At 67.5% G+C, this 24,275-nt stretch carries 24 protein-coding genes; 13 read left to right on the top strand and 11 right to left on the bottom strand.

The features are described from left to right. The first annotated feature begins 133 nt into the window (after window positions 1–133). The gene (locus NO998_RS09245) at window positions 134–778 is read left to right on the top strand and encodes an alpha/beta hydrolase (RefSeq protein WP_267646826.1); all 645 of its coding nucleotides are present in this window, start codon (window positions 134–136) and stop codon (window positions 776–778) included. On the opposite strand, the gene NO998_RS09240 is transcribed toward NO998_RS09245, so the two are convergent. Together NO998_RS09240 and NO998_RS09235 are read right to left on the bottom strand one after the other, a co-directional pair. Then, the gene (locus tag NO998_RS09240; protein ID WP_267646825.1) at window positions 775–2,103 is read right to left on the bottom strand and encodes a hypothetical protein; all 1,329 of its coding nucleotides are present in this window, start codon (window positions 2,101–2,103) and stop codon (window positions 775–777) included. The two genes, NO998_RS09245 and NO998_RS09240, sit on opposite strands and share 4 nt — an antisense overlap. Before the next feature lie 41 nt (window positions 2,104–2,144). Next, window positions 2,145–3,164 (bottom strand): sodium:calcium antiporter, encoded by a 1,020-nt coding sequence (locus tag NO998_RS09235; RefSeq protein WP_267646824.1) that lies wholly within the window; start codon window positions 3,162–3,164, stop codon window positions 2,145–2,147. Window positions 3,165–3,282: 118 nt separating this feature from the next. Between NO998_RS09235 and NO998_RS09230 the strand changes: the two genes are divergently transcribed. The 3 genes from NO998_RS09230 (at window position 3,283) to NO998_RS09220 (ending at window position 5,117) form a co-directional block, all read left to right on the top strand. Then, window positions 3,283–3,654: a YlbF/YmcA family competence regulator gene (locus NO998_RS09230; RefSeq protein WP_267646823.1), complete on the top strand. Its 372-nt coding sequence runs from the start codon at window positions 3,283–3,285 to the stop codon at window positions 3,652–3,654. A gap of 89 nt (window positions 3,655–3,743) precedes the next feature. After that, window positions 3,744–4,445 (top strand): nucleotide-binding protein, encoded by a 702-nt coding sequence (locus NO998_RS09225; RefSeq protein WP_267646822.1) that lies wholly within the window; start codon window positions 3,744–3,746, stop codon window positions 4,443–4,445. Between the two features lie 45 nt (window positions 4,446–4,490). Next, on the top strand, window positions 4,491–5,117 hold the full coding sequence (locus NO998_RS09220; RefSeq protein ID WP_267646821.1) for an RAD55 family ATPase: 627 nt from the start codon (window positions 4,491–4,493) through the stop codon (window positions 5,115–5,117). Here the strand turns inward: NO998_RS09220 and NO998_RS09215 are convergent. After that, a complete protein-coding gene (locus tag NO998_RS09215; protein WP_267646820.1) occupies window positions 5,114–6,268 on the bottom strand; it encodes an outer membrane protein assembly factor BamB family protein in 1,155 nt (384 codons plus the stop codon). The two genes, NO998_RS09220 and NO998_RS09215, sit on opposite strands and share 4 nt — an antisense overlap. Window positions 6,269–6,481: 213 nt before the next feature. On the opposite strand from NO998_RS09215, the gene NO998_RS09210 reads away from it, so the two are divergent. Beyond that, a complete protein-coding gene (locus tag NO998_RS09210) occupies window positions 6,482–7,255 on the top strand; it encodes an ABC transporter ATP-binding protein (protein ID WP_267646819.1) in 774 nt (257 codons plus the stop codon). Continuing rightward, window positions 7,252–8,007, top strand: a complete 756-nt coding sequence (locus tag NO998_RS09205; protein WP_267646818.1) for an ABC transporter permease — start codon at window positions 7,252–7,254, stop codon at window positions 8,005–8,007. The genes NO998_RS09210 and NO998_RS09205 overlap by 4 nt, the downstream gene beginning before the upstream one ends. Window position 8,008: 1 nt before the next feature. On the opposite strand, the gene NO998_RS09200 is transcribed toward NO998_RS09205, so the two are convergent. Next, window positions 8,009–8,803: an ABC transporter permease gene (locus tag NO998_RS09200; RefSeq protein ID WP_267646817.1), complete on the bottom strand. Its 795-nt coding sequence runs from the start codon at window positions 8,801–8,803 to the stop codon at window positions 8,009–8,011. After that, a complete protein-coding gene (locus NO998_RS09195) occupies window positions 8,800–9,837 on the bottom strand; it encodes an ABC transporter substrate-binding protein (RefSeq protein ID WP_267646816.1) in 1,038 nt (345 codons plus the stop codon). The genes NO998_RS09200 and NO998_RS09195 overlap by 4 nt, the downstream gene beginning before the upstream one ends. Window positions 9,838–10,018: 181 nt before the next feature. On the opposite strand from NO998_RS09195, the gene NO998_RS09190 reads away from it, so the two are divergent. Further along, window positions 10,019–11,074: a plastocyanin/azurin family copper-binding protein gene (locus NO998_RS09190; protein WP_267646815.1), complete on the top strand. Its 1,056-nt coding sequence runs from the start codon at window positions 10,019–10,021 to the stop codon at window positions 11,072–11,074. A gap of 92 nt (window positions 11,075–11,166) precedes the next feature. Here NO998_RS09190 and NO998_RS09185 read toward each other — a convergent pair whose 3' ends face one another. Further along, entirely contained in the window at window positions 11,167–11,457 is a 291-nt protein-coding gene (locus NO998_RS09185; protein WP_267646814.1) for an amphi-Trp domain-containing protein, read from the bottom strand. A gap of 53 nt (window positions 11,458–11,510) precedes the next feature. Between NO998_RS09185 and NO998_RS09180 the strand changes: the two genes are divergently transcribed. From NO998_RS09180 to NO998_RS09160, 5 genes are all read left to right on the top strand, one after another. After that, complete coding sequence (locus tag NO998_RS09180; RefSeq protein ID WP_267646813.1) at window positions 11,511–11,846, top strand: ArsR/SmtB family transcription factor; 336 nt, start codon at window positions 11,511–11,513, stop codon at window positions 11,844–11,846. A gap of 133 nt (window positions 11,847–11,979) precedes the next feature. Continuing rightward, window positions 11,980–13,146 (top strand): sodium:calcium antiporter, encoded by a 1,167-nt coding sequence (locus tag NO998_RS09175; RefSeq protein WP_267646812.1) that lies wholly within the window; start codon window positions 11,980–11,982, stop codon window positions 13,144–13,146. A 297-nt stretch (window positions 13,147–13,443) separates the two neighbouring features. Beyond that, complete coding sequence (locus NO998_RS09170; RefSeq protein WP_267646811.1) at window positions 13,444–14,328, top strand: hypothetical protein; 885 nt, start codon at window positions 13,444–13,446, stop codon at window positions 14,326–14,328. 8 nt (window positions 14,329–14,336) lie between these two features. Then, a complete protein-coding gene (locus NO998_RS09165) occupies window positions 14,337–16,091 on the top strand; it encodes an outer membrane protein assembly factor BamB family protein (protein WP_267646810.1) in 1,755 nt (584 codons plus the stop codon). Between the two features lie 4 nt (window positions 16,092–16,095). Beyond that, complete coding sequence (locus tag NO998_RS09160; RefSeq protein ID WP_267646809.1) at window positions 16,096–16,995, top strand: DUF7282 domain-containing protein; 900 nt, start codon at window positions 16,096–16,098, stop codon at window positions 16,993–16,995. A gap of 6 nt (window positions 16,996–17,001) precedes the next feature. Here NO998_RS09160 and NO998_RS09155 read toward each other — a convergent pair whose 3' ends face one another. Continuing rightward, on the bottom strand, window positions 17,002–17,310 hold the full coding sequence (locus tag NO998_RS09155; RefSeq protein ID WP_267646808.1) for a hypothetical protein: 309 nt from the start codon (window positions 17,308–17,310) through the stop codon (window positions 17,002–17,004). Window positions 17,311–17,517: 207 nt separating this feature from the next. Here NO998_RS09155 and NO998_RS09150 point away from each other — a divergent pair, with 207 nt between their 5' ends. Further along, on the top strand, window positions 17,518–18,855 hold the full coding sequence (locus NO998_RS09150) for a cupredoxin domain-containing protein (RefSeq protein WP_267646807.1): 1,338 nt from the start codon (window positions 17,518–17,520) through the stop codon (window positions 18,853–18,855). 90 nt (window positions 18,856–18,945) lie between these two features. Here the strand turns inward: NO998_RS09150 and NO998_RS09145 are convergent, their stop codons facing one another. From NO998_RS09145 to NO998_RS09130, 4 genes are all read right to left on the bottom strand, one after another. Beyond that, window positions 18,946–19,977, bottom strand: a complete 1,032-nt coding sequence (locus NO998_RS09145) for a tyrosine-type recombinase/integrase (RefSeq protein WP_267646806.1) — start codon at window positions 19,975–19,977, stop codon at window positions 18,946–18,948. Further along, window positions 19,967–20,371, bottom strand: coding sequence for a DUF5805 domain-containing protein (locus tag NO998_RS09140; RefSeq protein WP_267646805.1), 405 nt, complete (start codon window positions 20,369–20,371; stop codon window positions 19,967–19,969). The genes NO998_RS09145 and NO998_RS09140 overlap by 11 nt, the downstream gene beginning before the upstream one ends. A 176-nt stretch (window positions 20,372–20,547) precedes the next feature. Next, entirely contained in the window at window positions 20,548–21,912 is a 1,365-nt protein-coding gene (locus NO998_RS09135) for an amidohydrolase (protein WP_303648277.1), read from the bottom strand. A 202-nt stretch (window positions 21,913–22,114) separates the two neighbouring features. Next, a complete protein-coding gene (locus NO998_RS09130; RefSeq protein ID WP_303648276.1) occupies window positions 22,115–24,133 on the bottom strand; it encodes a TRAP transporter permease in 2,019 nt (672 codons plus the stop codon). Window positions 24,134–24,275 lie beyond the last annotated feature (142 nt).

The raw sequence follows: 24,275 nt of genomic DNA, 5'->3' as shown, positions 1-24,275 counted from the left end.
CACGCTGTCGGACCCGGGCCGGTTGGTCGACGTACCACGGCTCGTCGACCCCGCGGGTCGCCGACATCGACACCCGTCGACGCTGCGTGCCGCGAGGGAGACGTTCAAACGGCTCCCCCGCCAACCGACGGCCATGACCGACATCCCGCTCGAACACGTCCACGAGGAACCTGACGGCGACAGCGACGCTGCCGTCTTCGTCCTCCACGGCCGCGGCGCGAACGAACAGGATCTCCTCCCGGTCGCCGAGCGCCTGCCGGGCGACCGTCACGTGATCAGCTTCCGCGCACCGGACCGCCTCCGCGGCGGCTTCACGTGGTACGACCTCGACCTCTCGGCGGGCGGGTTGGAGTCGAGCCAGCCCGACCCCGAGGGGTTCCGGCGCAGCCTCGACCTCGTGGCCGAGTCCGTCGACGCCGCCGTCGACGCCTACGGCCTCGACACGGACGACCTGGGCCTGCTCGGCTTCAGTCAGGGGGCGATCACGAGCTTCTCGACGGTACTGGAACAGCCCGAGAGGTTCGCGTGGGTCGCGGGCCACCACGGCTACCTCGCCGAGTCACACGCCGACGCCGCGCCCGACGGGATCGAGGGGAAACCGATCTTCGTCGGCGCCGGCGCGGCCGACCAGATCATCCCAGCCAGCCGCAGCGAGGCCGCGGCCGAGGGGCTCCGATCCGCGGGTGCCGACGTGACCTTCGAGACGTTCGAGGGTGGCCACGGCATCGGCCAGGAGGAGTTGGCGGCCGTCAGCGCGTTCGTCGAACAGCAGGCTTAGTCCGCCGTCTCGTTTTTCGCCTCGTCCAGCCACGCCGGCGTCGGCGGCTCCACCGGTTCGAAGCGGTAGTCGAGGGCGAAGCTCACCGGCTCGCGCTCCCCGTCGCCGTCGGTGTCCGGGAGGGTGTAGCTCGCCCGCATCGTCGTGATCACGCCGTCCTCGGAGACGATCATCAGGGCGTCGTAGTCCTCGACCCCCTCGGGGAGCGTCGAAGGGACCTCACCGTCGATCTCGACCCGGTAGGTCGGACAGTCCGTGTCGTACGCGATCTGGCAGGTGACCACGGTGTTGTCGACGGTGACGAAGTACCGGTAGAGGTACCCCTCGACGGCGGCGTCGTAGTACGTCGACGGCCGCTCGGCGAGGGAGAGCCGGGTGTAGCGCGTCACGTTCGTCCCCGAGAACCGCTCGTACACCGTGCCGCTGCCGTCGGCGTACGTGGCGACTTCGAGGGGTCTGCTGTCGTTCCCGCTGTCCCGAACCGCCCTGATCCGGTTGAAGTAGTGGCTCCGGTTCTCGGTCCACGTGGTCAGGTTCTGGCTACTGGTGCCGCCCATGAACGGCGCGCCGACCGGCCCACGGAGTCGCACGGCCCGGACCCGGGAGCGGTTCCTGATACTCCGCAGGTGAGCGACGGTGAGGACCGGCGCGCTCTCGACCCCGCTCAGACTCATCCCCGGGACGACTTCGGGCTCCCTGGCGGGCGTCGGCGTCGCGGTGTCGATGGCGCCGACAGCCCCGGCAGGCTCGTCCTCGGGCGTGGTACTGATCGTTCCCGGTGTCGCGACGGGGTTGGACGTTCCCACGGGAATCGCGGGCCCGGCGAGGGCCGCCCCGACGAGCGCGAGCACCAACACGGCGGCGACGGCACGACGGCCCACCGGCACCGTGGGGAGCGTGACGCCACCACCCGCCTCGGGACTGTCCGTGTCGGGGGCCGGTGCTGCTCGCGCCAAGGGCTTCCCCACGTGCCGCTCGTACAGTTCTTCGGCGGTCGAACGACAAACGCCGTACAGCAGAACGTCCCGAAGGGCATCGGGTGGGACGTACTCGACGCCGGCCTCCTCGGCGACCCGCCGAACCCCGTCGCGGTCGCGCGCGACGACGAGTCGGTCCACCCCGTCGAGCTCGGGCGTCCCGAAGCGTCCCGGATCGACGACCCGAAGCCGCTCTGTCTCGCCGTCGCGGTCGGCGACCACAACGTTCCCGTCGACGCGTGTCTCCCAGCCTTGGGCTTCCCAGAGGTCGGCGACGAAGGCCGCCCGCTCGCTGCTCGTGAGCGACCGGATCTCTCGGCTGAAGGCGTCGGCGGGGACCGGCGGCATTAGTAGACCCTCGGGTGACACCGGCAAAAGCGCACCGCCGGTCAGAGCCCGGGCACCGCGCTGAGCACGTCGATGGCTTCGAGCACCATCCAGACGAGGAAGAGCCCGTAGATCACGAGCAACAGCCCCGCCTCCCGGTCGGACACCTGAAGATCAGTGCGGAGGGCGGTGAACAGCACCACCGTCGCGAACACGAGGAAGGCCATCATCGGCGTCGCCACCGAGTAGTCGATGACGGCGCCGCCAGCGAGTACGATCCCCGCGGGGACGGCGATCAGCAGGTCGAACACGTTGCTCCCGAGGACGTTCCCGAGGCTCGTGACTCCCTTCCCGCGCCGTGCGGCCCGGACGGAGACCAGCGTGTCGGGCAGCGAGGTCGCGGCGGCGACGACGGTGAGCCCCCAGAGCGCCTCGGAGATGCCGAACGCCGTACCGAAGACCTGTGCCCCGTAGACGAACCCCTCGACGGCGATGAGCACGAGGGCGAGGCTGAGAGCCAACAGCCCCCACTGTCTCGCTGGCGAGTCCACCTCGGCCGGAGGGGAGTCCGGAACGTACTCCGCCGTATCCGAGTACTGGATGAACACGTAGAGCCCGTAGAGTCCGATCGGCAGCATGGCGAGCCACGGCGGGATCTCGGCCACCAGTCGCTGACCCTCGACGGGGTAGTAGATCACGCCGAGCGAGAAGACGACCAGGAGCGTCGCTACCGAGAGCATGTAGAACAGCGCCTCCTTGTACACCACGTCGCGGTTGGCGTCGAGGTCGTCGGTGGCCAGCAGCGCCGCCGCCCCGGGGATCACGAGTACGTTGAACACCGCCGACCCGACGACGGCCCCGACCCCGAGATCGAACGAGCCGTGGAGGACGACCGACAGCACCGAGATCGACAGTTCGGGGAAACTCGACCCGATCGCGGCGACGACCGAGCCCTGGACCACCGGCGGCAGCCCGTAGTGCTCGGACAGCCGTTCGCTCGTCGTTTCGAGCAGCGCCGACCCCTTCCAGACGACTGCCGTGGCGACGAGCGTGACGGCCGCGGCGATCCAGACCGAAGACATACCCCGGCTTTCCGCGGGTCGCCTCAAAACGCGTTCGGCTGAGACCGATGAACGTGTCCGTGCGGCACGGCCCACCGCGGTCGGTAGCCATAAACCGACCCACCACCAAGCCGCGGCCATGAGCGTCGCCAAGACCGTCGAGGACCTCGGCAGCGAACTCGGCGAACGGATCGCGGCCACCGACGAGTACCAGCGGTACGCGGCCGCCAAGGAGGCCGTCGAAGCCAGCGAGGAGGCCCAGCAACGGATATCCGAGTTCGAGTCGCTGCGCGCGGAACTCACCACGGCCCGGCAGACCGGTACCGCCGACCAGGACCTGGTCGACGAGGTCCGGCAGGCCCAACACGAACTCCACTCGCTCCCGGAGATGGCGGAGTACCTCGCCGCCGAGGAGGCCATGCAGGCCCGACTCGACGCGGTCAACGACGCGATTTCCTCCCAGCTCGCCGTCGACTTCGGTGGGGAGGCCGGCGGCTGCTGTCAGAACTAACCACCGCACCCGTCGGTCGCGTTTTGCCGAACCAGTTTTGGACTTTTCCCCAGCGAACACTTTTGTCCGATAGCGCGACCAGCCAACCTATGCTCACGATCGCCGGGGGGAAGGGCGGCGTCGGGAAGACCACCACCGCCCTCGCCCTCGCCGCCGCCCTCCCGGGACGCCCGCTCGTCGTCGACGCCGACCACGACATGCCGGACCTCCACACACTCGCGGGCGTAGCGCGTCCGGGGGCCGTTGACGGCGTCCGATCGCCGCTGGCCACCGACTCGCCGTCGCTGGCCTCGACCCACGTTGCTGACGTCGTCGACCGATGTCGGTACAGCGACGAGCACGAGTGTCGGATCCTCCCGGCACCGACCGGCGACACGCCCGACCCGGAGCGCCGATTAGCGAAGGTCAAGAGTGCGTGGACGGCGCGGACGGCCCCCGAACCCGGGGAGTCACCCATCCTGATCGACACCCCCGCCGGTGGCGACATTCACGCTGCCGCGCCGCTGCGGGTCGCCGACGGCGTCGTGCTGGTCAGCACCGCCTGTGCGCCGTCGCTCCGCGACACTGCCAAGACGGCGTCGATGGCGCGGGCGGTCGGCACGCCGGTCGTCGGCGTGGTCCTCACGCGAACGAGTGCCCGCCCGCCGAACGTGAACGACCTGTTGGGCTGTCCGGTCCTCGCCGCCGTCCCCGAGACGCCGGGCGATCCACTCGCCGATCGGCGGGTCCGTCGGCGGTACGATACGGCCGCCTCAGCGCTCCACGCGGCCACAGAGACGTACGTTCCGTGACACCTGCACGGAACGCTTTTGGAGCAGTATCGAGTAACGGTGGTCATGGCCAAGCGGCTCCCGACCGGGATCACGGTCCTCGATCGTGAGATCGAGGGTGGCCTCCCGGCGGGCTCCATCGTGTTGCTGTCGGCGGAGCCGGCGAGCCAGTCGGAGCTGTTCCTCTACGAACTCACCGCCGCGCGGCCCTCGCTATACCTCACGACCGTCCGGTCCGATCAGGCGGTTTCGGACGCCATCGACCGCGCCAACACGCGGACCGGCGATCCGACGGTGCGGGACCTCGGCGGCGATGCGCCCCTCGACCGAGCCAACCGCATGATCGGTACGCTCCCCGAGGAGGCGACGCTGATCATCGACGTGGTCGACACGCTGGAACGCTACGATCGGAGCCGCTACCGACGCTTCCTCAACGAACTCCAGACGGTGATGGTCAACACCGGCGGGATCGCCATCCTCCACGGCCTCGACGGCGTCGACGTGCCGGCGAACCGGGACGTGACGGCGCACGTCGCCGACGTGGTGTTCGACCTGCAGACGACCATCACCAACGCCGAGATCGAGAACCGCCTCGTCGTGCCGAAGTTCCGCGGGGGCAAGGCGCTGGCCGAGCCGATCAAGCTACGGCTGGCCGAGAGCGTCAACATCGACACCTCCCGGGACATCGCCTAACCCTGGCCGAGGCCGGAGAGGCGAGCCCCGTCGGACAGGAACACCGCGTTCTCGAGGACGATGGCGTCACCGGAGCCGCGCTGATGAACCGCCCAGCGTTCGCTGCCGTCCGCGGCATCGAACGCGCTGAGTCGCCCTTCACCCCGGACGAACACGGCGTCGCCAACGACCGTCGGCGTCCCGCTCACGCCGTCGACGCGCCACGCTCGGTTCCCGTCCCGTGTGACCGCCTGCAGGCCCTGCCGGCCCGAGACGTACACGCGCTCGTTGCCGACGGCTATCGGGTACGCGCTCTCCTCCGGTACGTTGAACGACCAGCGTCTGTCCCCGTCGGTGTCGAACGCTTCGACGAGTCCGTAGCTCTGGACGACCACGAGACCGTCGTCGACGACCGGACCGACGGTGACCGCACCAGTCGACACTCGCCACTGTTCCTCGCCCGTCCGTGCATCGAGTGCGACGAGGCCGGTGCTGCCCGAGTGCGACCCGAGGTAGAGCGTCCCGTCGTGGACTGCGACGGGTCCGGCGAACGTTCGACCGGCGCCGTCGGCCTCGATCCGGCGCCGCCAGCGCGGTTCGCCCGACCGGACCGAAACCGCGTGGACCGTCCCGCTCCAGTCGGCGACGTAGGCGACGCCCTGAGCGACGACCGGTGGTGCGGTGAGGCGTGAGTCCACGTCGTAGAGCCACTCCTCGTCCCCGTACCGTCGGCTGAAGCAGACCACCCGGCCACGTTCCAGCGACCGCTTCGCGCTCACGATCACTCGGTCCCCCTCAACCGCGGGGCTCCCGTTGGGTTCGGCGCGGAGTGGCACCTGCCAGCGCGTGCTCCCAGTCCCGGGTGCAAGTGCGTACAGTCGATACCGGGAGCGAGCGTCCTCGGAAACCGCGTCGGCGGGGACGTACAGTCGGTCCTCGGCCGATGCGGGGCTTCCGACGCCCCGGACGTCCTCGAGCGTTCGCCGCCAGACGGTTTCGGGTTCGACTGGGCCCTGTGACACGGCGCGCGTGTGACCCGCGTCTCGGCCGTCCATTCGCCACTCGCCCTCGACGGTACCCAGACCGTCGTCCGTCGTCGTTGGGGCGAGACAGCCAGAGAGCGTGACGCTCAGTCCGAACGCGGCTAACAGGTCGCGGCGGGTGGAGGGCATCGTTCCGGTCTGCTCCGGGAGCGGATTGAACCTTACGCCGCGGGGAGATTCTGTATCGCGAAATAAGCTTTATTCGGCGCTCTTCAGTCGTTTCACCTCTTCGAGAAAACAGGACGGTTGTCAGGAATCGCTGAATACCCGACCGTTACGTCCTTCCCGGACCGGCCCGTTCCGTCAAACGATGAGTAGTCGACGACACGGGGGCGGTGTGCCGTGATCGACGTCGAGGACTTGACCGTCCGTTTCGGGGACGTGACCGCGCTCGACGGGACCTCGCTCTCGGTCGCCGACGGCGAGTTCGTCACCGTCGTCGGCCCCTCCGGCTGTGGGAAGACCACGCTGCTGCGAAGCGTCGGCGGCCTCCAGTCGCCGACCTCGGGCCGGGTCCGTGTCGGCGGCGACCCCCCGGAAGCCGCCCAATCGGCCGGCGAACTGGGGTTCGTCTTCCAGTCTCACACGCTGTTCCCGTGGAAGACTGCCCTGGAGAACGTCGTGTTCCTGCGTGAACTCACGGGCCGGGACCCCGAGCGGGAACGGGCCCGCGAGCGCCTCGTCGACGCCGGACTCGGCGACGCCGTCGACGCCTACCCCCGCGAGCTTTCCGGGGGGATGTGCCAACGCGTCGCCATCGTCCGCGCGATGCACCTCGGGGCGTCGACGCTGCTGATGGACGAACCCTTCGGCGAACTCGACGAACTCACCCGCTACGACATGGCGGCGTCGGTGCTCGACAGTTGGCGCGACACGGACCGAACGGTGCTGTTCGTGACCCACAGCGTGCCCGAAGCCGTGTTGCTCGGCGATCAGGTGATCGTGATGGCCGACAACCCCGGGCGGATCGTCGACCGCGTCGACGTCTCGCTCCCGCGCCCCCGCGAGGAGGCGGTCATGGACACCGCCGCGTTCGGCGATCAGGTCGCGGACATCCGCCGCGTCCTCCGTGAGAACCGCGCCGACGACGAGGGAGCGATCTCCCCGGACCGATGACTGTCGGGGATCGGGTACCCGAGTGGAGCTACCCGGTGGTCGCGCTCGCGGGCGCCGTGGTGCTCTGGGGGCTGTTCGTCAGCCTCCTCGACATCCCGCCGTACCTGCTCCCCCACCCGATCTCGGTCGTCCAGCGCCTCGTCGGCAACCCGAGTCTGTACGTCGACGCTGCCGTCGCAACGACGATCAAGGTGTTCGCCGGCGGCGCCGTCGGCACGGCCCTCGGACTCCTGATCGGTGCCGCCGTCGGCGAGGTTCCGGCGCTCTGGCGCGCCATCTCGCCGTATCTCGTGGTGGCGCGCGTGCTCCCGGTCGTGTCGCTCGCGCCGCTGTTCCTGATCTACTTCGGCGTCGGCTTCGGCACCGGCGTGGCGTTCGTCGCACTGATGGCGCTGTTCCCGATGGCGATCAGTACCGCCGCGGGGTTCCGTCGGACGCCCGAGTCTGCGCTCGACCTCGCCAGATCCGTCGACGCCTCCCGGCTGCGAACCCTGTTCGCCGTGCGCTTGCCCTACGCCGCCCCCGACGTGGTGGCGGGCCTTCGCCAGTCGGTGACCCTCGCCGTCGTCGGCGCGGTGCTGGCGGAGTGGTTCGTCGCCGACAGCGGCCTCGGCTACCTGATCCTCGTTGCCTCGGAGAACGTCCGGCCCGACGTGATGCTCGCGTCGCTGTCGCTCGTGTTCGTCGTCGGGTTCTCGCTCTACGGCGCCGTAGGGGTACTCGGGACGCGAGTGCGTCGGCGGATGGCGTAACTCAGGGGTCGCCCACGCCGCGGTTCCCGTTCCCGCCGTCGATTCCCCACCGGCGGGTCGCGTACTGCTCGACGAGCGCGGCGGCGCCGTAGAACGCGACGCCGAAGCCGGCGATCACGAACAGGTACGCGAACAGTTCCGCGGTCCGGGCGTACCGGCCGGCCTCCCAGACACCCACACCCAGTCCGCCGTCGAGTGTCAGGAGTTCGGCGACGACGGTGCCCGTGACCGACAGTGCGGCCCCGAGTTTCAGCCCGGCGAAGACGCTGGGCAGGGCCGCCGGCAGCCGAACCGAGACGAACGTCCGCGAGTCGGAGGCTCCGACGGAGTCCAGCAGGTCGAGGTACGCCCGCGGCGTCGATCGGAGGCCGTCGATGGAGGCGACGGTGACGGGGAACGTCGTCATCACCGAGACCAGCGCCATCCGGACGGTCACGCCCGTCCCGAACCAGAGGAACACGAGCGGCGCAATCGCCGTCAGGGGGGCGATCCGGAACCCGACGACGGCCGGTTCGACGACCGCGCGACCGGGGGCCGACCCGACGCTGATGAACGCGAGTGAGAGCCCGACGACCGCCCCCAAGGCCAGTCCGCCGGCGGCGGTGACCGCCGAGACGGCGGTCGCGTGGGCGAACACGCCTGGCTCGGCGAGGAACGCAGTCAGCACCGCCGGCGGGGAAGGAAGGAGGATCGGCGGGGCGCTCCGCGAGGCGACGGCCCAGCCGGCAAGTGTGACCACGAACACCACGAGCGGCGGCGTCAGCCGGTCGCGGAGGCGGTCACCGGCGACGCTCACTGGATCTGTTCGGTGTAGTCGCCGATGTACTCGGCGTCGGTGTCGAGGTGGTCGTTCGTCCAGACCGTGCTCGGGTCGGCGACCTCGCCCGAGTCGGCGCTCTCCAGGGCGTCGGCCATCGTCGTCCAGGGCTCGGAACTGTGCCAGCCCCAGCCGTGCTCCTCGACTGCCGGGCCGACGATGTGCTCGTCTGCGAGCGTGTCCCACGTCGCCCGAGCCTGCTCGCGAACCTCACTGATGCTCCCGTTGGCCTCGACGAGGGCGTCGACGCCGGCTTCGCGGTTGTTGGTCGCCCAGGCGGCCCCCCGGGCCGTCCCCTCGAGGAACGCGTTGACGGTCTCGGGGTTCTCCTCGGCGAAGGAGGGTGCCGTCGCCAGCACGTGACCGTAGGAGGGGACCTCGGTGGCGACGCCGAGGGAGTCGACGGTCGCACCCTGATACCGGGCGTCGATGGCGTCGCCGAAGACGCCGCCGGCGGCGTCGACTTCGCCGGCCAGCAGGCGCTGGACCGTGTCGTAGCCCGTGTCCACCAGTTCGACCTCGCTCCGGACGCCGGTGGCTTCGAGGTAGAGTTCGGTCAGCATCCGGACCATCCCCGGGCCGGTGCCGACGGTCTTGCCGGCGAGCTGTTCGGGGTCGTTGAGTTCGCCGCCGAACGCCTCCCGCGTCGAGAAGACGACGTTGGGCGACTGCTGCATCATCACGCCGACCGACTGGACGTCGATCCCGCCGCCGGCCGTCAGGAGTACCTGATCGCTGCTCGTGACGCCGAACTCGTTGTTGCCACGGCCGGCCTGTCGGGCCGAGAAGTCCGAGCCGTCGCCGCTCACGATCTCGGTCACCTCGACGCCGGCTTCCTCGTAGAACCCCTGCTGTTTGGCCGCGTAGTAGGGGACGTGAAGACCGTTGGGTGTCCAGTTGAGCAACAGACTGACGCTCTGGGTCCCATCCGAACCGGGAGCGCCGAGACAGCCCGCGGTGAGGGCCACGCCGGAACCGACCGCTGCGAGAACTGACCGCCGAGTATGCGACATGGTCCTGAAGGAAGTCCTCGGCTACCGTAAGGGTAGCGGATCGACGGTCCACGCGCGTACGTTCGCGCGATGATCACAAACCCTCGACAGCACCCCCCTACCGCCCGATCCGCGCCGACTCAGTGCCTCCTCGCGCGCCAAATGCGCAACCACTAAAACGGACAACACCCTCGTTTCGGACATGGATACCCCTGCGAACGGAGCGACCCGACGGTCTCTCCTGCGAACGATCGGCGCGGGCGTCGTCGCCACGTCGGTGGTCGCGGGCAGCGCGAGCGCGCAGACCGAGGTCACTGAGCGGTTCGAGTTCAACGGCGTCACCGCCGGTTGGGAGGGTCTCGCCCCCAGTTCGATCGAGGGAACGACCAACCCGACGCTCAGCCTCGAAGCCGGACAGACCTACGAGTTCTACTGGGAGAACGGCGACGGCGCCCCCCACAACGTCGTCATCGAGGACGCCGACGGCAACGCCCTCGTCGAGTCGGAGTTCGTCTCCTCACAGGGCGAGAGTCAGACGGTCCAGTTCACGGCCGAGGCCGGGATGGCCTCCTACTACTGTGCGGCCCACCCCAGTTCGATGCGCGGCGACGTGGAGATCACGGGCGGCGGCGCCTCGACGGCGACGCCGACGCCGGAACCCGCCGGCGAACCCCAGACCCACGAGGTCAAGATGGTCTCCAGCGACGACGGCAGCTTCTACTTCGACCCGATCGGGCTCCACGTCCAGCCCGGCGACACCATCAGCTGGGTCATCGACTCGGGCTCCCACAACGTCGTCTCCTACGACGAGCGCATCCCCGAGGGGGCCGACACGTTCGACACCGAGATCATCAGCGAGGGCTCCCACGACCTCACCTTCGAGACCGAGGGGACCTACGACTACTACTGCATGCCCCACCGGACGCTGGGCATGATCGGTCGGTTCGTCGTCGGCGAGCCAGGCGGCCCCGCCGAGGGCAGCAACCCCGAGGACGGCGAGCTTCCCGCGTCGAGCGACATCGTCGAGCAGGGTTCGATCTCCTACGAGGCGTTCACCAGCGGCGGCAGCGGCGACGGGACGGCCACGGCCGAGGCGACGGCGACGCCGGAGGGGACGCCCGCACAGGTCACCTCCGCGGACCCCGAGGAGCAGGACCAGCCGACCGAAGCCAGCGGTCCCGGCTTCACTGCGGCCGGCGCGCTCTCGGCCATCGGCGCCGGCGCGCTGCTCCGGGCGTACCGCACGCGCGACGAATAGACGTCTGGCGGAAACACCCACACAGCGGCGGAGAACGTTTTCGCGGTTGTTCGTCGATACTCCGATCGAGCCGTGCTGCCGAGCTGCGCCCGTCAGCTCACGTCGATGCCGTCGTCGGCGGGGGAGTGTTCGAACTCCAACTCCACCTCCAACTGGCCGTGTTTCTCGCCGACGAACTCCACTTCAACCTCGATCGGCTCGTCGAACTCGAAGGGGATCTCCCACTCCTCCGTCGAGATGGTCAGCCGCGGCTCGGCCTCGATCTGGTCGGCGAGGTCCCGGAGGAACGTCGCCGTCGCCGAGCGGGAGAGTCGAACCTCCCGCTCGAAGTAGCCCTCAGTGATCCGGCGCGGCTCGTCGTCGGTTCCGGGTAGGTCGGCCATAGCGGGGGTCGGATGGGGAGAGCTAAAAAGGATGGCACAACTACTCATTCGTGATGTCCCTCTTCGACGTTCTCGGCAGCAAGGCTCGTCTCAAGATCCTCCGGGAGCTGGTCAGCGAGCCACGATACGTCTCGGAACTGGCAGAGAACGTCGGGATGGACGGTAAGACCGCGGTCCACCACCTCTCGACGCTGGAGGAGGAAGGCATCGTCGAGAGCTACCACATCAGCCAGCGCAAGTACTACCGACTGACCAAGCGCATCGAACTCCGGGCCTCTCCCGAGCCAGACTCGCTGTTCCTGCTCCACGCCGACACCGTCGACGAGAGCGACGACGGGCGCGACGACACCGGAACCGCCACGCTCGACGCCGACCGCGATCGCGTGTAGGATCGTTCAAGGGTAGACGGTACCCGATTCCGAACTTAATAGGGGAGGGAGAATGAGGGGAGCAGTTGTGAAACGACGAATCACTGTTGTCGCGTTAGTTGCGGTTCTGCTACTCTCCGTCGCGTCGCCGGCGATGGCGGTCCTTGCGGGCGTCGACGGCGCCGGCGGCGCCGTTGGCGTCGCCAGCGCCCAGGAGGACGAAGCGGGCGAGGAGGGTGAGGAGGAGGAAGGAGGGATCGAGGGGGCGATAGAGGGGTTCATCGAGTCCCAAGGGACGATCGGGACCCTGTTGGTGTTGCTGTTCGGGATCGGCTTACTGATCGCTTCGACCGAGAAGCTGATCAGTTACCTCGCGCGGGCGTCGCTGCAGTTGCGACTGTCCCTGTTCGCGCTGGCGATCATCTTCACCGGGTTCGAGTTCGACGACACCGTGCTCGCGCTCGTCTTCTCCGCCGGCGGGATGGAGGGCGCCGCCCTCGGGACGGCGCTCGGGACGGGGCTGGCGATCACGGGCGTCACGCTCGCCGTCGCCGCCATCATCCAACCGTTCCCGGTCGACCTCCCGCGTGACTACATCGCGCTGTTCGTGCTCGGGCCGCTCCTGATCATCCCCCTCGCGGTCACGGGAACGCTCACGTTCGGCTACGGGCTCGTGCTCGTGCTGTTCTTCTTCGGTACGTTCGGCTACCTGATCTACCGCGAGAGCCAACGCGACATCCCGGTGTTCCGCGATACCGAGATCGGCAAGGCGCTCCGCGGCGACGGCGGGACGAAGAACGTGGCCGAACTCGACAGCATCCCCGAGGAACGCTACCTCGGCCGCTTCGCCGACTCCGGCGGCGCGTGGCTCGGCCTCGCCGTGCTCGCGCTCGTGGGGATCGTCTTCGCGGCGATGCTGCTCGAAGGCGGCTCGGAGGCGGTGACGGAGTCGTTCGGCATCGAGGGAACACTCTTCGGGGCGACGATACTCACGCTCATCCTCACGTTCGAGGACATCATGCTGACCATCGAGCCGGTTCGCCGTGGTCTCCCCGAGATCGGCGTCGGGAACGTGATCGGGAGCGTCCTGTTCTCCGTGACGGGCAACATCGGCATCGTCGCGTTCTTCGGGGACGTGACGGTCAGTTCGACGGTGCTCACGTTCCACTTGCCGGCGATGATCATCGTCACTGCCCTCGCTGGCTACTTCCTCTCGACGGGGAAGATGGAGCGCTGGCACGGCTACGCGCTCGGCGGCCTCTACGTCGCGTACTGGGTGATCGCCATCGTCGTCTTCAGCGGGGTTCCGGTCGGGGAGTGAATATTAACTCACCATTGACAACAGTTGGCCCGATACGGGGCTCGTAATCGGTATTCGCCGCCGATTAACACGGTATAGGATGACAGTATATCGGCGCCGTCGGGCTTTCTACGGGGAAGATTCGGCGAATCAGACCTTCTCCGTCGCTTAATCTACAGCTTCAGCTATGGGTCATTAAATAGAATTAAGTATTCGCAGTCCCCCCTCTTATGGTGTATGGAATACGGGACCAATAATCGCGAGAAGTATAGCTACGGTGTGGTGAACACCGCAAGCTACGAGCGATTCGTAGATCGGATGGACGCATCCACCACAACGGCACCTGACCAGCCCTCGCTCTCTGACCTTCGGACGGTCGTCGAGAGCATGCCCAGCGAGGAGTTCGCTGAGATCGGTCAGGCGATCCGCGAGGACATGGACGAACCCCTCGACGAGGAGCTCCTCTCGTCGGCCCTCGACGAGCTCGCCGGAGCTTTCGACGACTTCGAGGACCTTCGGGAGATGGGCGTCCCCCGCAAGGGCGAGACCCCCTACGCCGACCTCACGGACGCGGCGTGGATCATCGACGAGCACCTCACCGAGACCGGCTTCTACGAGAGCGCGGAGGCACACATGCCGCGCTTCTCGCCGGAGCACATCGCCGACACGACCCGACAGCTGCTCACCATCGACGAGCTCGGTGACACGCTCGGCGACCTCGGCTTCCCCGAGGACGAGCAGGTGTCGCTGCTGACCAACATCGTCAGCTCCAGCAACCGCCTCTCCTGGTGGGGCAAGGCCGAGGAGTACCCGCAGGCCGAGGAGCCCTCCGAGACCGAGGAGAAGGTCGTCGCGTCCTACGTCTCGCCGCTGCCCAAGCGCGCAGTCGCCGGGTCGCTGCTCTGGATCGACGGCCTCGACTGGCGCCTCTGGCAGTACGAGTACATCCTCACCGAGGACATCATCGAGAAGGGTGTCTGGGACACCAAGTCGATGCTTGCCGGCGTCTACCTGCTCGGTGACGCCGCACGGGACCTGGCAGGTGGCTCGATCTCCGACGAGGACCTGGCGACGCTGCTGATCGCCAGCCAGGCGATCATGTTCATCGGCCAGGAACTGGTCGCTGACGACGTCGCCCGGATCAACGACGAGGATCGCAAGCCCCTGAACGAAGTCGACTTCGACAACATGAGCTTCGAATAATGAACGTAATGCAAGAGAACCCGCGGGCCCACCTCGAGGACATTCAGGTCCTGCTCGATGGCCCGTACGACGAGAAGCCCGGCGAATCGACGGTCGAACAGTACAACACCGGCGTCATCCCGGAGCGGGAGATCACCCAGGAAGACCTGATGCAGACGGGGGACAACCCCGACAACTGGCTGGTCTACGGTGGCGGCTACGACAACCAGCGTCTCTACCCGGGCGACGAGCTCGACATGGACAACATCGGGGACCTGACCCTCGAGTGGTCCCAGGAGTACCCGGAGATGCCGGTCACCGCCGAGCCGCCGGTCACCGACACTCACAACGCGCCGATCATCGTCGACGGCGAGCCGCCGATCATGTACACGACGTTCGGGCCCGACGAGGTCTTCGCGGTCAACGCCCGAACCGGCGAGATCCTCTGGTCGCACGTCTACACGCCGGCCGCCGGCGCGTCGCAGGCGACCGCCCCCGCACAGCGTGGGGCCGCCGTCCACGGCGACCTCGTGATCATCAGCACCCTCGACCTCGGTGTGCTGGCGATGAACCGCTATACCGGCGAGGAGGAGTGGTACTTCAACGGCGCCTGCGCCTACCGCGGCGAGGCCGCCGAGGGCCTCATCCACGAGGAGATCGACTGGACCCGCTCGCGCGGTGTCAGCTCCTCGTTCCCGCCGATGATCAAGGACGGCATGATCATGAAGGGCAGCTTCGGTGGCGAGTACGGGACCACCGGCTGGCTGGACGCCGTCTCGCTCGACGGCGAGCCCCAGTGGCGCGTCAACATGACTCCGCAGGACGCGTGGGTCGGCGACTCCTGGAAGCACGGTGGCGGTACCGCGTGGGCGTCGGCGGCGATCGACGTCGACAACAACAACATCATCGTTCCCGCGGCGAACGGTGGCCCGTGGTACGGGACCGTCCGGCCGGGGCTCAACCCCTACACGTGTGGGAAGGTCGCCCTGGACATCGAGACCGGCGAGTACCAGTGGCACCACCAGGACTCGCCCCACGACTACTGGGACTACGACTCCCCGTCGCCGCCGATCACCTACATGGGCGAGATCAACGGCGAGGAACGCCGCATGGTCTCGTGGCCGCCGAAGGTGCCATGGGTGTTCACCGTCGACGCCGAGTCCGGCAAGCTGATCCAGCGCTCGGACAACTTCACCGAGCAGCACAACATGTGGGTGCTGCCCCCGCGTGAGCCCGAGGACGGCGAGGCAGTCTGGAACAACCCCTATGCAGGCGGTGGCTCCAGCAGTGGTCAGGTACCGTCCTACCACCCCGAGAGCCAGACGATGGTCGTCACCGCGACCAACGTGCCGTGGCAGATCGGCTGGGAGCCGATCGCCTACGAGCCCGGTGAGAGCTACCTCGGTTACATCTTCGCCTCGATCGGCGCCGATGCGACCGAGCACGACTGGTACAACGGCTTCGAGGGCGTCATCACCGGCCTCGACCCCGTCACCGGCGAGGTGAAGTGGCAGGACTGGCGCAACCACAACTTCCGTGGCGGCGGCGGCTCCGCGACGACCTCGACGGGTATCACCTTCGTCGGTGCCGGCGACGGCAGCGGCGGCGAGTTCATCGCCTACGACACCGAGACCGGCGAGAAGGTCTGGACCGACGACGTGGGCGGCGGCTCCGGTGGCGGTCCCGCCATCTGGCGCGACCCCGCCGAGGGGAAGGTGTACGTCGCCGTCTCCATTCAGGAATCGGGTGTCACGAACGTCTACTCCGCGGAATACTCCGCCTAAGACAATGGCAGAAACACAAGCAGAATCCGAGGGCTCGCCGAAGCTGCTTCGGCGAACCGTCATCAAACTCACCGCAGCCGGTGTTGCGACCGCCGCGACTGGCGCGAGCGCGACCGGCTCGGTGGCGGCACAGGAATCCGGGGAGGCAGAGATCGTCATCCCGGCACAGGAAACCTACGGGTTCGAGATCAACATCGAGACGGCGACGATGCCCGACGGTGGGTTCATCTCCCTGATCGACCCCGTCAACCCCCACGAGCGCGTGTGGCCCGAGGTCGGCGAGACGATGCCCTCCGAGCAGGCGGCCATCGACAACATGACCCTCGGGACGACGGAGTTCCTCGAACCGGGGACCCACGAGAACGTCACGATCACGCTGGACGAGCCCCTCGACTTCGACCACCACACGGCCGAAGAGATGGAAGGGAAGCTCTACCAGGTCTGGATGCACCGGGACACCGACGGGAACGGTGAGTTCACGAACCTCTCCCCCGGTGAAGCCGACAACCGGTACGGCTACCAGAACGAGAACCAGCACCCGACCGAGGCCGACGAGGTCGTGATGGGTGAGGCCTACCTGCAGCAGGCCGACTTCAACCCCGGGACCGTCGAGGCCCAGATCACGCAGAACGAGGAGCAGATCTCGTCGCTCCAGTCCGAGATCGAGGAGCTTCGCGGGTCCTCCGAGGACCAGAGCGAGCGTATCTCCGAGCTCGAAGGACAGGTCGAGACGCTCCGCAGCGAGGTCGACGACCTCAACTCCGCGGCCAACGCCACGGAGGAGCCCGAGCCCACCGAGACCAGCGGTCCCGGCTTCGGCATCATGACGACCATCGCCGGCGCAGCGGTCGGTGCGGCGGCAGCGGCAAAACGGTTCGGCGGCAGCAGCGACGACGAGGAGTAACGCCCGTTACTGGGCGTCCGCTTCGCCCTCGTCTTCGGCTTCGGCTTCCTCTTTTTCGGATTCGGTCTCGACGTAGTACTCGAGCTCGTAGCTCTTTGCATCCATGTCGTAGTGGATCGTCGCGACGTGGGTCCCCTCCTCGTGGTCCTCGGGGGTTATCTCCTCCCTGACGTCCTCCCACGCGGGGATGAACATCTTGTCGTCCTGTCCGGCGTCGATGGCCGTGTCTATCTCGGGCATCTCCGTCTCCGGGCCACGGGCGAGTCGGTCCGACTTGACGATGACCGTCTCGTACCCGGTTCGTTTCCTGAACATACCTCACCCCTGGAGCCCCGAACAAGAATCACTTTCGTCCGGAACCCCCGTGTACGTAGTCTCCTCGTAACCGGTTACGGCTACTTCAACCCTCGTAGACCCGTATTCAACGCTGATGCTTAAGAATTGATAAATCCACGGTTGAGGGCCTCTCTAACCCGATAGTGGTGAGTTTTTATGTATGGAGTAGCTACCGTAGAGCGTTACATGAGCGAAGTCCCTGAGAGTTCCCGTCGTCGGTTCGTGCAGTATCTCGGTGTCGCTGGCGCTGGCCTCGGCATGTCCGGTGCCATGGGCTCGGCTGCTGCCCAGGAGACGGTCCAGACGTTCAAGCTGAGCGGCGTCCGAAGCGGCTGGGAAGGTCTCGAACCGGAGAGCATCGCCGGAACCCAGAACCCGACCCTCGAGATGTCCGAGGTCGGCGGTCAGTACAAGATCGAGTGGGAGAACGGTGACGGCCTCACTCACAACCTCGTTATCATCAACGGTGACGGCGACGTCCTCCACCGGTCTGACACCGTCTCCACGGAAGGCGACTCGACGAGCATCGAGTTCACCGCCACCGAGGAGATGGCCGAGTACTACTGTGAGCCCCACCCGTCGGCCATGCGTGGCCAGATCGTCGTGGGCGACCAGAGCGGCGGCGGCGGCGACTACAACACCGACTACCCTGACATCAAGTCGGACTACGACTTCGGCTTCGTGACTCACGCCGACGGCTTCGTCGGCATCACCCCCTCGGACATCGAGGGCCAGGTGAACCCCGAGATCACGATGACCGCGAACCAGGAGTACGACGCGGCCCTGGTCTACGGTGCGGAGCGTGACGACCTCAACCTCGCCTTCGTCGACGACAACGACGAGGCGGTCGCCGCCACGGGCTACGTCAACGATCACGGCACCGAGTCCGACGTGACGTTCACGGCGACGTCCGAGATCTCCGCGTACATCGCCGAGGACGCCTCGGACACCTACCGCGGCCCCGTCACCGTCGAGGAGGCCGAGGGTCCGAGCCGCGAGGAACAGATCGCCTCGCTTGAGGAGGAAGCCGACTTCGTCCTCGACGGCATCACCGAGGGCTGGGGCGGCCTCGCTCCGTCCTCCATCGAGGGGACGACGAACCCGACGCTCGAAGTGGAGGCGGGGCAGGAGTACACCATCGGCTGGATCAACGCCGACGGCGTCCCGCACAACATCGCGATCTGGAACGACTCCGACGAGTCCCTCCAGTCCACGGAGAACGTCACCACTCAGAACCAGACCCAGACGATGACGTTCACGGCGTCGGCCGAGACGACTCAGTACGTCTGTGAGGTCCACCCGACCACGATGATCGGCGAGATCAACGTGACGGGTCTCTCGACGGAGACCGCCGAGCCGACGGAGGAGCCCACCGAGGAGCCGACCGACGAGCCCGACGACTCTACCGAGGAGCCGACCGAGACCAGCGGCCCCGGCTTCGGTGGCCTCTCGGCCATCGCCGGCCTCGGAGCCGCCGGTGCGGCCGCTGCCCGACGCATGAGTGGCAGCGACGACGAGGAGTAAGCAGCGACTGCGGTTCTCGACTTTTTCCGTTCTTTCGACCGCGACGAGCGGTGGTCTCGATATCGTGAGATACGGTTTACGTGCCCGCGCTCAGTCGAACCGGTAGACGTGTTCGAGGTAGGTTTCCCGTACCTGGTCCCCCCAGTTGTGGGTGTAGGTGTCGATCACGTCGCTGGCTACGTCTCCCCGGAGGTACTTCACCACCCCTCGGTCGCCGGTACGGTCGCGGAGGTGGGTAGTGAAGAAGTGCCGGAAGTAGTGGGGGGTGACGTTCTCGCCGGCTCCCGCGCCCGTCTCGTACCAGCCCATCTCCTCGGCGTAGGTACGGACGTAGTGGCGAACCGAGCGGGCACTCAGTCGTTGGCCCCACTCGTCGGCCGTCGAGACGAACAGCGGGTCGGCGGCCGACGGCGTGTCCGGCCGGATGGCCAGCCAGCGGCGCAGCCCCTCCCTGAGTTCGTCGTCGACGGGGATCACCGTCGAGCGCTTTCGCTTGTTCGACTCCGTCCGCCGTTCCCCGTTGTATACGGCCCCACGGGTGGGGGCCGCGTCGACGTAGACGGCGTCGCCCCGGCCCGATAGCTGCGGGCGACCACCCAGTTCGACGCCGTCGAGGCCGGGGTCCGAGAGGCGAAGGTCCCGGCAGTCGAGGTTACAGAGCTCCCCGACACGCATCCCCGTCTTCAGCAGCGTCAACACGACGGCGTGGTGCAGTGGCTGGCGGATCCGCGAGAGGAACGCCCCCATCGTCGCCACGTCGACGTCCCGGCGCTCGGGGTCCTTCTCGATGGACTCGTCCATCTCCTCCATCACCAGCGCCATCGGGTTGGCGTCGAACGCGCCGACGCGGTTCATGTAGTCGTAGAAGCGGTTCACCGTCGTCGCGTAGGTCGCTACGGTACTCGGGGAGAGTTCCCCGCGAAGCGAGTGGACCCACGCCAGACAGTCACGGTGGCCGGCGTCGCCGGGGGTCGTCGACCGATCCCCGAGGAACGACTCGAAGCGTCGCAGCACGCGCTCGTAGGCCACCTGGGTGCGTTCGGCGCGGCCGTGCATCTCCATGTCGTCCAAGTAGTAGTCGACAGGCGCGTCTACCTCCGCCGCGGGCCGCCTACTCGCCATCGTCCAAGACGTACCCACCTTTCGGCCCGCTGTACCGAACGCCGTCGGCCGACTGCAGCGCCGCCTCCAAGCGCTCCTCGAAGTCCCCGAGTAGCGAGTCGACCAGTTCGTCCCAGCCGACCGCCTCCTCCTCGTGGAGGGCCTCGCGGAGGCGGTCTTCCAGGGCCTCCCCCCTGGGGTTCGAGCCCTTGGAAGCGGGTTCCTCGGGTCTACTGCCCGAAGTCGGTGTATCGGCAGGCTCGAAGCCTCTCCGGCCCGCCTGCACCATCGTCCGCACGAACTCGCTCTGGCTCATGTCGAGGCCCTCCGCGGCCTCGCGCCACGCGGCTCGTTGGTGAGCGGGCACTCGCGTCTTCACTTGGACGGTCTCCGTCCCGTCGGCGTCGCCGGGCATAGTCGTCGGTCCGGCGCTGCCCTCATCAAGGTACCGAAAACGAGGATTAGTGCCCTAATCCCTTGAGCCGGTCCCGAATACCCGGCCGGAGTGCGGACCGCACACGTCGATTACCGTATATTGGTCCCGTATTCGTCGATACTGTCTTCCGGAATGTGTGATCCCGGCTACGTCGATTACTGCGTGAGATCGAACGGTGGTTCGGTTCCTTCTGGCAACGGCGTCTCGTAGCCGTCGACGTGCTGCTCGAACTCCTCGCGGGCGGCAGCGAGTCGCGCCTCGTCGGTGAGCAGGTCGAGAGCCGATCCGGCGAGCAGTTTCGCGACGTAGGGGAGCGCGGTCCGGCCGAAGTCCCCGTTGGCGACGACGGCCTGCCACGAGTGGGCCGGAGTGCCGAGTGCCCAGGTCGTCGCCCGGAACTGTGCGGTGGGGGTGATCTGGCTCACGTCGCCGACGTCGGTCGAGCCACCGCCGGGGTCGCCCTCGTCGAAGGCGTCCATCGGGGTGCTGTAGAGCGTGGCCCCGTCGGCGGCCTCGGCGTGTGGGGGTTCGAACTCGGCGAGTCGATCAGCGAGCGCCCCTTCGGGGAACGTCTCCTGCAACTCGCCGGCCAGTTCGTGCTCGGCCTCGTCGAACTCGACCTCCCCGAGTTCGGCCATGTTCTCCCGGAACGTGTCACAGATGGCGCCGTTCGAGACGAGTCGGTGACAGCCCGTGTAGTAGCGCTCGCTCACCTCGGTTCGGCTCATGGCGGCCGCGCCGTCGGCGATCTCCCGGAGCCACTCAGTCACGCGCTCGACGCCCTCGCGAGTGGGGGCGCGGACGAAGTACCACACCGACGCCTCCGCCGGCACGACGTTCGGTGCGTCCCCGCCGTTCTCGACGTTGTAGTGGATGCGCACCGATTCGGGGACGTGTTCACGCATGTACTCGACGCCGGTGTTGAGCAGTTGGACGCCGTCGAGGGCCGAACGTCCGGATTCGGGCGACGCCGCGGCGTGGGCGCTCTCCCCCTCGAAGTGGAACGCAAGCGAGTCGAGTGCGAGCGAGCCGCCACGCTGGGGAGCGGTGTGGTCGCTCGGGTGCCACGTGATGGCGGCGTCGAGGTCGTCGAACACGCCAGCGCGGGCCATGAACGTCTTCCCGACCAGCGTCTCCTCGGCGGGACAGCCGTAGAAGCGGATCTCGCCACCGGCGTCGTCCCGGTCGAGCGCCCGGGAAACCGCGATGGCGGCGCCCACGCCCGCGGTCCCGAAAAGGTTGTGGCCACAGCCGTGGCCTGGCGCACCGGCCTCGATCGGGTCGCGTTCGGAGCCAACCGACTGGGAAAGGCCCGGAAGCGCGTCGTACTCCCCGAGGATGCCGATCGTCGGCCCCTCGCCCGCCTCGTAGCTGGCGACGAACGCGGTCGGCATCCCGCCCACGCCCGCCTCGATGTCGAAGCCTGCCTCCTCCAGCGTCTCCCGGAGCAGTTTGCTCGAGTGCTCTTCGTGGAGGCCCAACTCCGGTTCTTCCCAGAGCGCCACCGCCAGTTCGTCCATGCGTGCTGCCTGCTCGTCGACGTCTTCGAACAGTCGATCTTTCACGGCGAGAGCCGGGTGCCGGGAGGGCTTAACTCCTCGCCCAGGGGAAACTGTGAGGCGTCGACGCCGCGCCGTCGACACGTACACCGTATGTGGCGATACGTACTGCGGACCGGGTCAATCGTCGATGCGCGTCGAAAAAGGAAAACGGGCCGGCCGATCAGGCCTGTTTCTCTGCGGTCGCGGGTTCGCTGCTCCCGTTGCCGAAGAGACTCGTCAGCACGCCGACCGGGTCCGGACGGCCGGTCAGCGTCTGGATCACGTACAGCGCGACGATGACTGCCAGCGCCCCGACCTGCACGAACCGCTGGGGGTGGACCATCGTCACGACGCCGAGCACCGAGAACACCACGCGGGCGGCCCCGGTGACGAGGCGGTCGAAGGTGAACACGTAGTTGATCCCGTGGATCATCGCCACGGCGCCGATGAGCGCCAGCGTGCCCGAGACGAACGTCTGTGTCCCGAACGTCGCCGAGACGATCTCGGGGTGGTAGACGAACACGAACGGGAGGACGAACAGCGGCGCGGAGATCTTGATCCCTTCGAGACAGGTCTCCCAGAAGTCCCCGCCGGCGATCCCACAGGCCACCGCCACACACGTCGCGATCGGGGGGGTGAGACCCGCCAAGATCGCGGCGTAGAACACGAAGAAGTGGCTGGCGAACTGCGGGAGGAAGAACTGGTTGGTCAGCGTCGGCGCGATCAGCAGCGCGACGATGGTGTAAGACGCCGTCGTCGGCATCCCCAGTCCGAGGATGATGCAGATGATCATCGCCAGCACCGCCGCGAGCCAGAGCATCCCGCCGGAGAGTTCGAGTAGCGTCAGCGAGATGGCCGTCGGCACGCCCGTCGCCGTCAGGATGTCGACGACGCCGTTGATCGCCGCGAGGATGATCGTCACGGGCGCGAGCACGACCACACCCTCACGGGCGCCGTCGAGGGTCTCCCAGAGGGTCCGCTTGAGCGCTTCGACGGGCTCCTCGTCAGTCAGGCCGAGCAGCGCGCCGATCAGCGGCATCGAGATGCCGGTAAAGAGCATCGCTCCAGCAGTCCACAGCGCGGCCGTCATGACTGTCACCTGCTCGATCCCGAGGCGGTAGATCAGCACGCCGAGCGGGAAGCCGTACTTGATGAGTTCGGTGATGAACTCCGCACGGGGCATCGACCCCGTGAGGAGCTTCTCCGCGTTGGTGTCTTCGAGCTGCGGAACCGAGACGTAGTGAACCGCCACGAAGATCGTCACACACAGGATCGCCGCCGGGATCAGCCCGGCGATGATCACGTCGGTGTAGGTGATCCCGTTGATGAGCGAGGCCATGATGAACGCGGCCGCGCCCATGACCGGCGGGAGCACCTGCCCGGAGGTGGAGGCGACGGCCTCGATGGCGCCGGCCGTCTCGGGGCGCATCCCGTTGCGCTTCATCAGCGGGATGGTGAAACTCCCGGTCATGCCGGCGTTGGCGGTCTGGCTGCCGTTGACCGAGCCGATGACCGCGCTCGCAAGCACCGCCGTCTGGGCGATGCCCGAGTCGATGTACTTCGCCGACCGGAACGCCAGCCGCATGATGAGGTCGAAGGCACCGTACCCTCGGAGGAACCCCGCATACAGCATGAACAGCGCGATCCAGGCAGCGACGAGCTTCGTCAGGAAGCCGAAGAAGCCGTCGAGCCCGATCACGACCGTCCGCAGGATGCGCTCGTAGCCGAGCCCACCGTGTTCGAGCGGCCCCGGCGCGTACATGCCGAAGAAGCCGTAGGCGAACCCGAGCAGGACGACCGCGAGGAACGTGGAGCCGAAAGAGCGCCACGTCAGGTAGATCATGACGACCGTGAACACCGCCGCCATGACGTACTCGTACCCCTCTGCGCGGCCGACGCCCGTGATCAACTGGTTGAAGTTGACCGCGAGGTAACCGGTCGTGATCAGCGAGTCGACCGCCGCGAACGTCAGTATCCCGGCATCGAGTCGGTTGCCCGGCCCGTACGCGGTCTTCAGGTCATCGAAGAGGTTCCCGCGGCCCCCGCCGGCCATCTCCATCAGTTCGGTGAAGATGTAGAGCGAGAGGATACCGCCGAGGAACACGATGGCGTACTGGCCACGGGGGATCTGTTGGGTCTGTGCGTAGAAGATGACCCATCCCCAGAAGATCAGCGAGAGGAGGATGAGCACGTTCCGCATCGAGACCAGTTCCGCGTCCCCTGGCTGTTCACGGTCGATGCTCGGTCCGCCCTCGCCGCCGGGGACGCCGTCCCCGTCAGCCGTCGCTTCACTCACGGCGGATCACCGCTGAGGTCGGACGTACCGCTGGTCGGTTGTGTTG

The sequence above is a fragment of the Halolamina litorea genome (genome assembly GCF_026616205.1).
GTDB lineage: Archaea > Halobacteriota > Halobacteria > Halobacteriales > Haloferacaceae > Halolamina > Halolamina litorea.
The sequence above is the reverse complement of the archived record's forward strand: the minus strand, read 5'-3'. Positions and strand labels throughout refer to the sequence as shown.

Excerpts from the sequence above, each read along its gene's own strand:
- NO998_RS09230 (WP_267646823.1), top strand. The coding sequence starts at position 3,283 with ATGAGCGTCGCCAAGACCGTCGAGGACCTCGGCAGCGAACTCGGCGAA.
- NO998_RS09150 (WP_267646807.1), top strand. The coding sequence starts at position 17,518 with ATGAGCGAAGTCCCTGAGAGTTCCCGTCGTCGGTTCGTGCAGTATCTC.
- NO998_RS09130 (WP_303648276.1), bottom strand. The coding sequence starts at position 24,133 with ATGCGGAACGTGCTCATCCTCCTCTCGCTGATCTTCTGGGGATGGGTC.
- NO998_RS09245 (WP_267646826.1), top strand. The coding sequence starts at position 134 with ATGACCGACATCCCGCTCGAACACGTCCACGAGGAACCTGACGGCGAC.
- NO998_RS09220 (WP_267646821.1), top strand. The coding sequence starts at position 4,491 with ATGGCCAAGCGGCTCCCGACCGGGATCACGGTCCTCGATCGTGAGATC.
- NO998_RS09215 (WP_267646820.1), bottom strand. The coding sequence starts at position 6,268 with ATGCCCTCCACCCGCCGCGACCTGTTAGCCGCGTTCGGACTGAGCGTC.
- NO998_RS09160 (WP_267646809.1), top strand. The coding sequence starts at position 16,096 with ATGGCAGAAACACAAGCAGAATCCGAGGGCTCGCCGAAGCTGCTTCGG.
- NO998_RS09170 (WP_267646811.1), top strand. The coding sequence starts at position 13,444 with ATGGACGCATCCACCACAACGGCACCTGACCAGCCCTCGCTCTCTGAC.
- NO998_RS09195 (WP_267646816.1), bottom strand. The coding sequence starts at position 9,837 with ATGTCGCATACTCGGCGGTCAGTTCTCGCAGCGGTCGGTTCCGGCGTG.
- NO998_RS09165 (WP_267646810.1), top strand. The coding sequence starts at position 14,337 with ATGCAAGAGAACCCGCGGGCCCACCTCGAGGACATTCAGGTCCTGCTC.
- NO998_RS09145 (WP_267646806.1), bottom strand. The coding sequence starts at position 19,977 with ATGGCGAGTAGGCGGCCCGCGGCGGAGGTAGACGCGCCTGTCGACTAC.
- NO998_RS09240 (WP_267646825.1), bottom strand. The coding sequence starts at position 2,103 with ATGCCGCCGGTCCCCGCCGACGCCTTCAGCCGAGAGATCCGGTCGCTC.
- NO998_RS09190 (WP_267646815.1), top strand. The coding sequence starts at position 10,019 with ATGGATACCCCTGCGAACGGAGCGACCCGACGGTCTCTCCTGCGAACG.
- NO998_RS09155 (WP_267646808.1), bottom strand. The coding sequence starts at position 17,310 with ATGTTCAGGAAACGAACCGGGTACGAGACGGTCATCGTCAAGTCGGAC.
- NO998_RS09185 (WP_267646814.1), bottom strand. The coding sequence starts at position 11,457 with ATGGCCGACCTACCCGGAACCGACGACGAGCCGCGCCGGATCACTGAG.
- NO998_RS09140 (WP_267646805.1), bottom strand. The coding sequence starts at position 20,371 with ATGCCCGGCGACGCCGACGGGACGGAGACCGTCCAAGTGAAGACGCGA.
- NO998_RS09175 (WP_267646812.1), top strand. The coding sequence starts at position 11,980 with ATGGCGGTCCTTGCGGGCGTCGACGGCGCCGGCGGCGCCGTTGGCGTC.
- NO998_RS09205 (WP_267646818.1), top strand. The coding sequence starts at position 7,252 with ATGACTGTCGGGGATCGGGTACCCGAGTGGAGCTACCCGGTGGTCGCG.
- NO998_RS09180 (WP_267646813.1), top strand. The coding sequence starts at position 11,511 with ATGTCCCTCTTCGACGTTCTCGGCAGCAAGGCTCGTCTCAAGATCCTC.
- NO998_RS09235 (WP_267646824.1), bottom strand. The coding sequence starts at position 3,164 with ATGTCTTCGGTCTGGATCGCCGCGGCCGTCACGCTCGTCGCCACGGCA.
- NO998_RS09225 (WP_267646822.1), top strand. The coding sequence starts at position 3,744 with ATGCTCACGATCGCCGGGGGGAAGGGCGGCGTCGGGAAGACCACCACC.
- NO998_RS09135 (WP_303648277.1), bottom strand. The coding sequence starts at position 21,912 with ATGGACGAACTGGCGGTGGCGCTCTGGGAAGAACCGGAGTTGGGCCTC.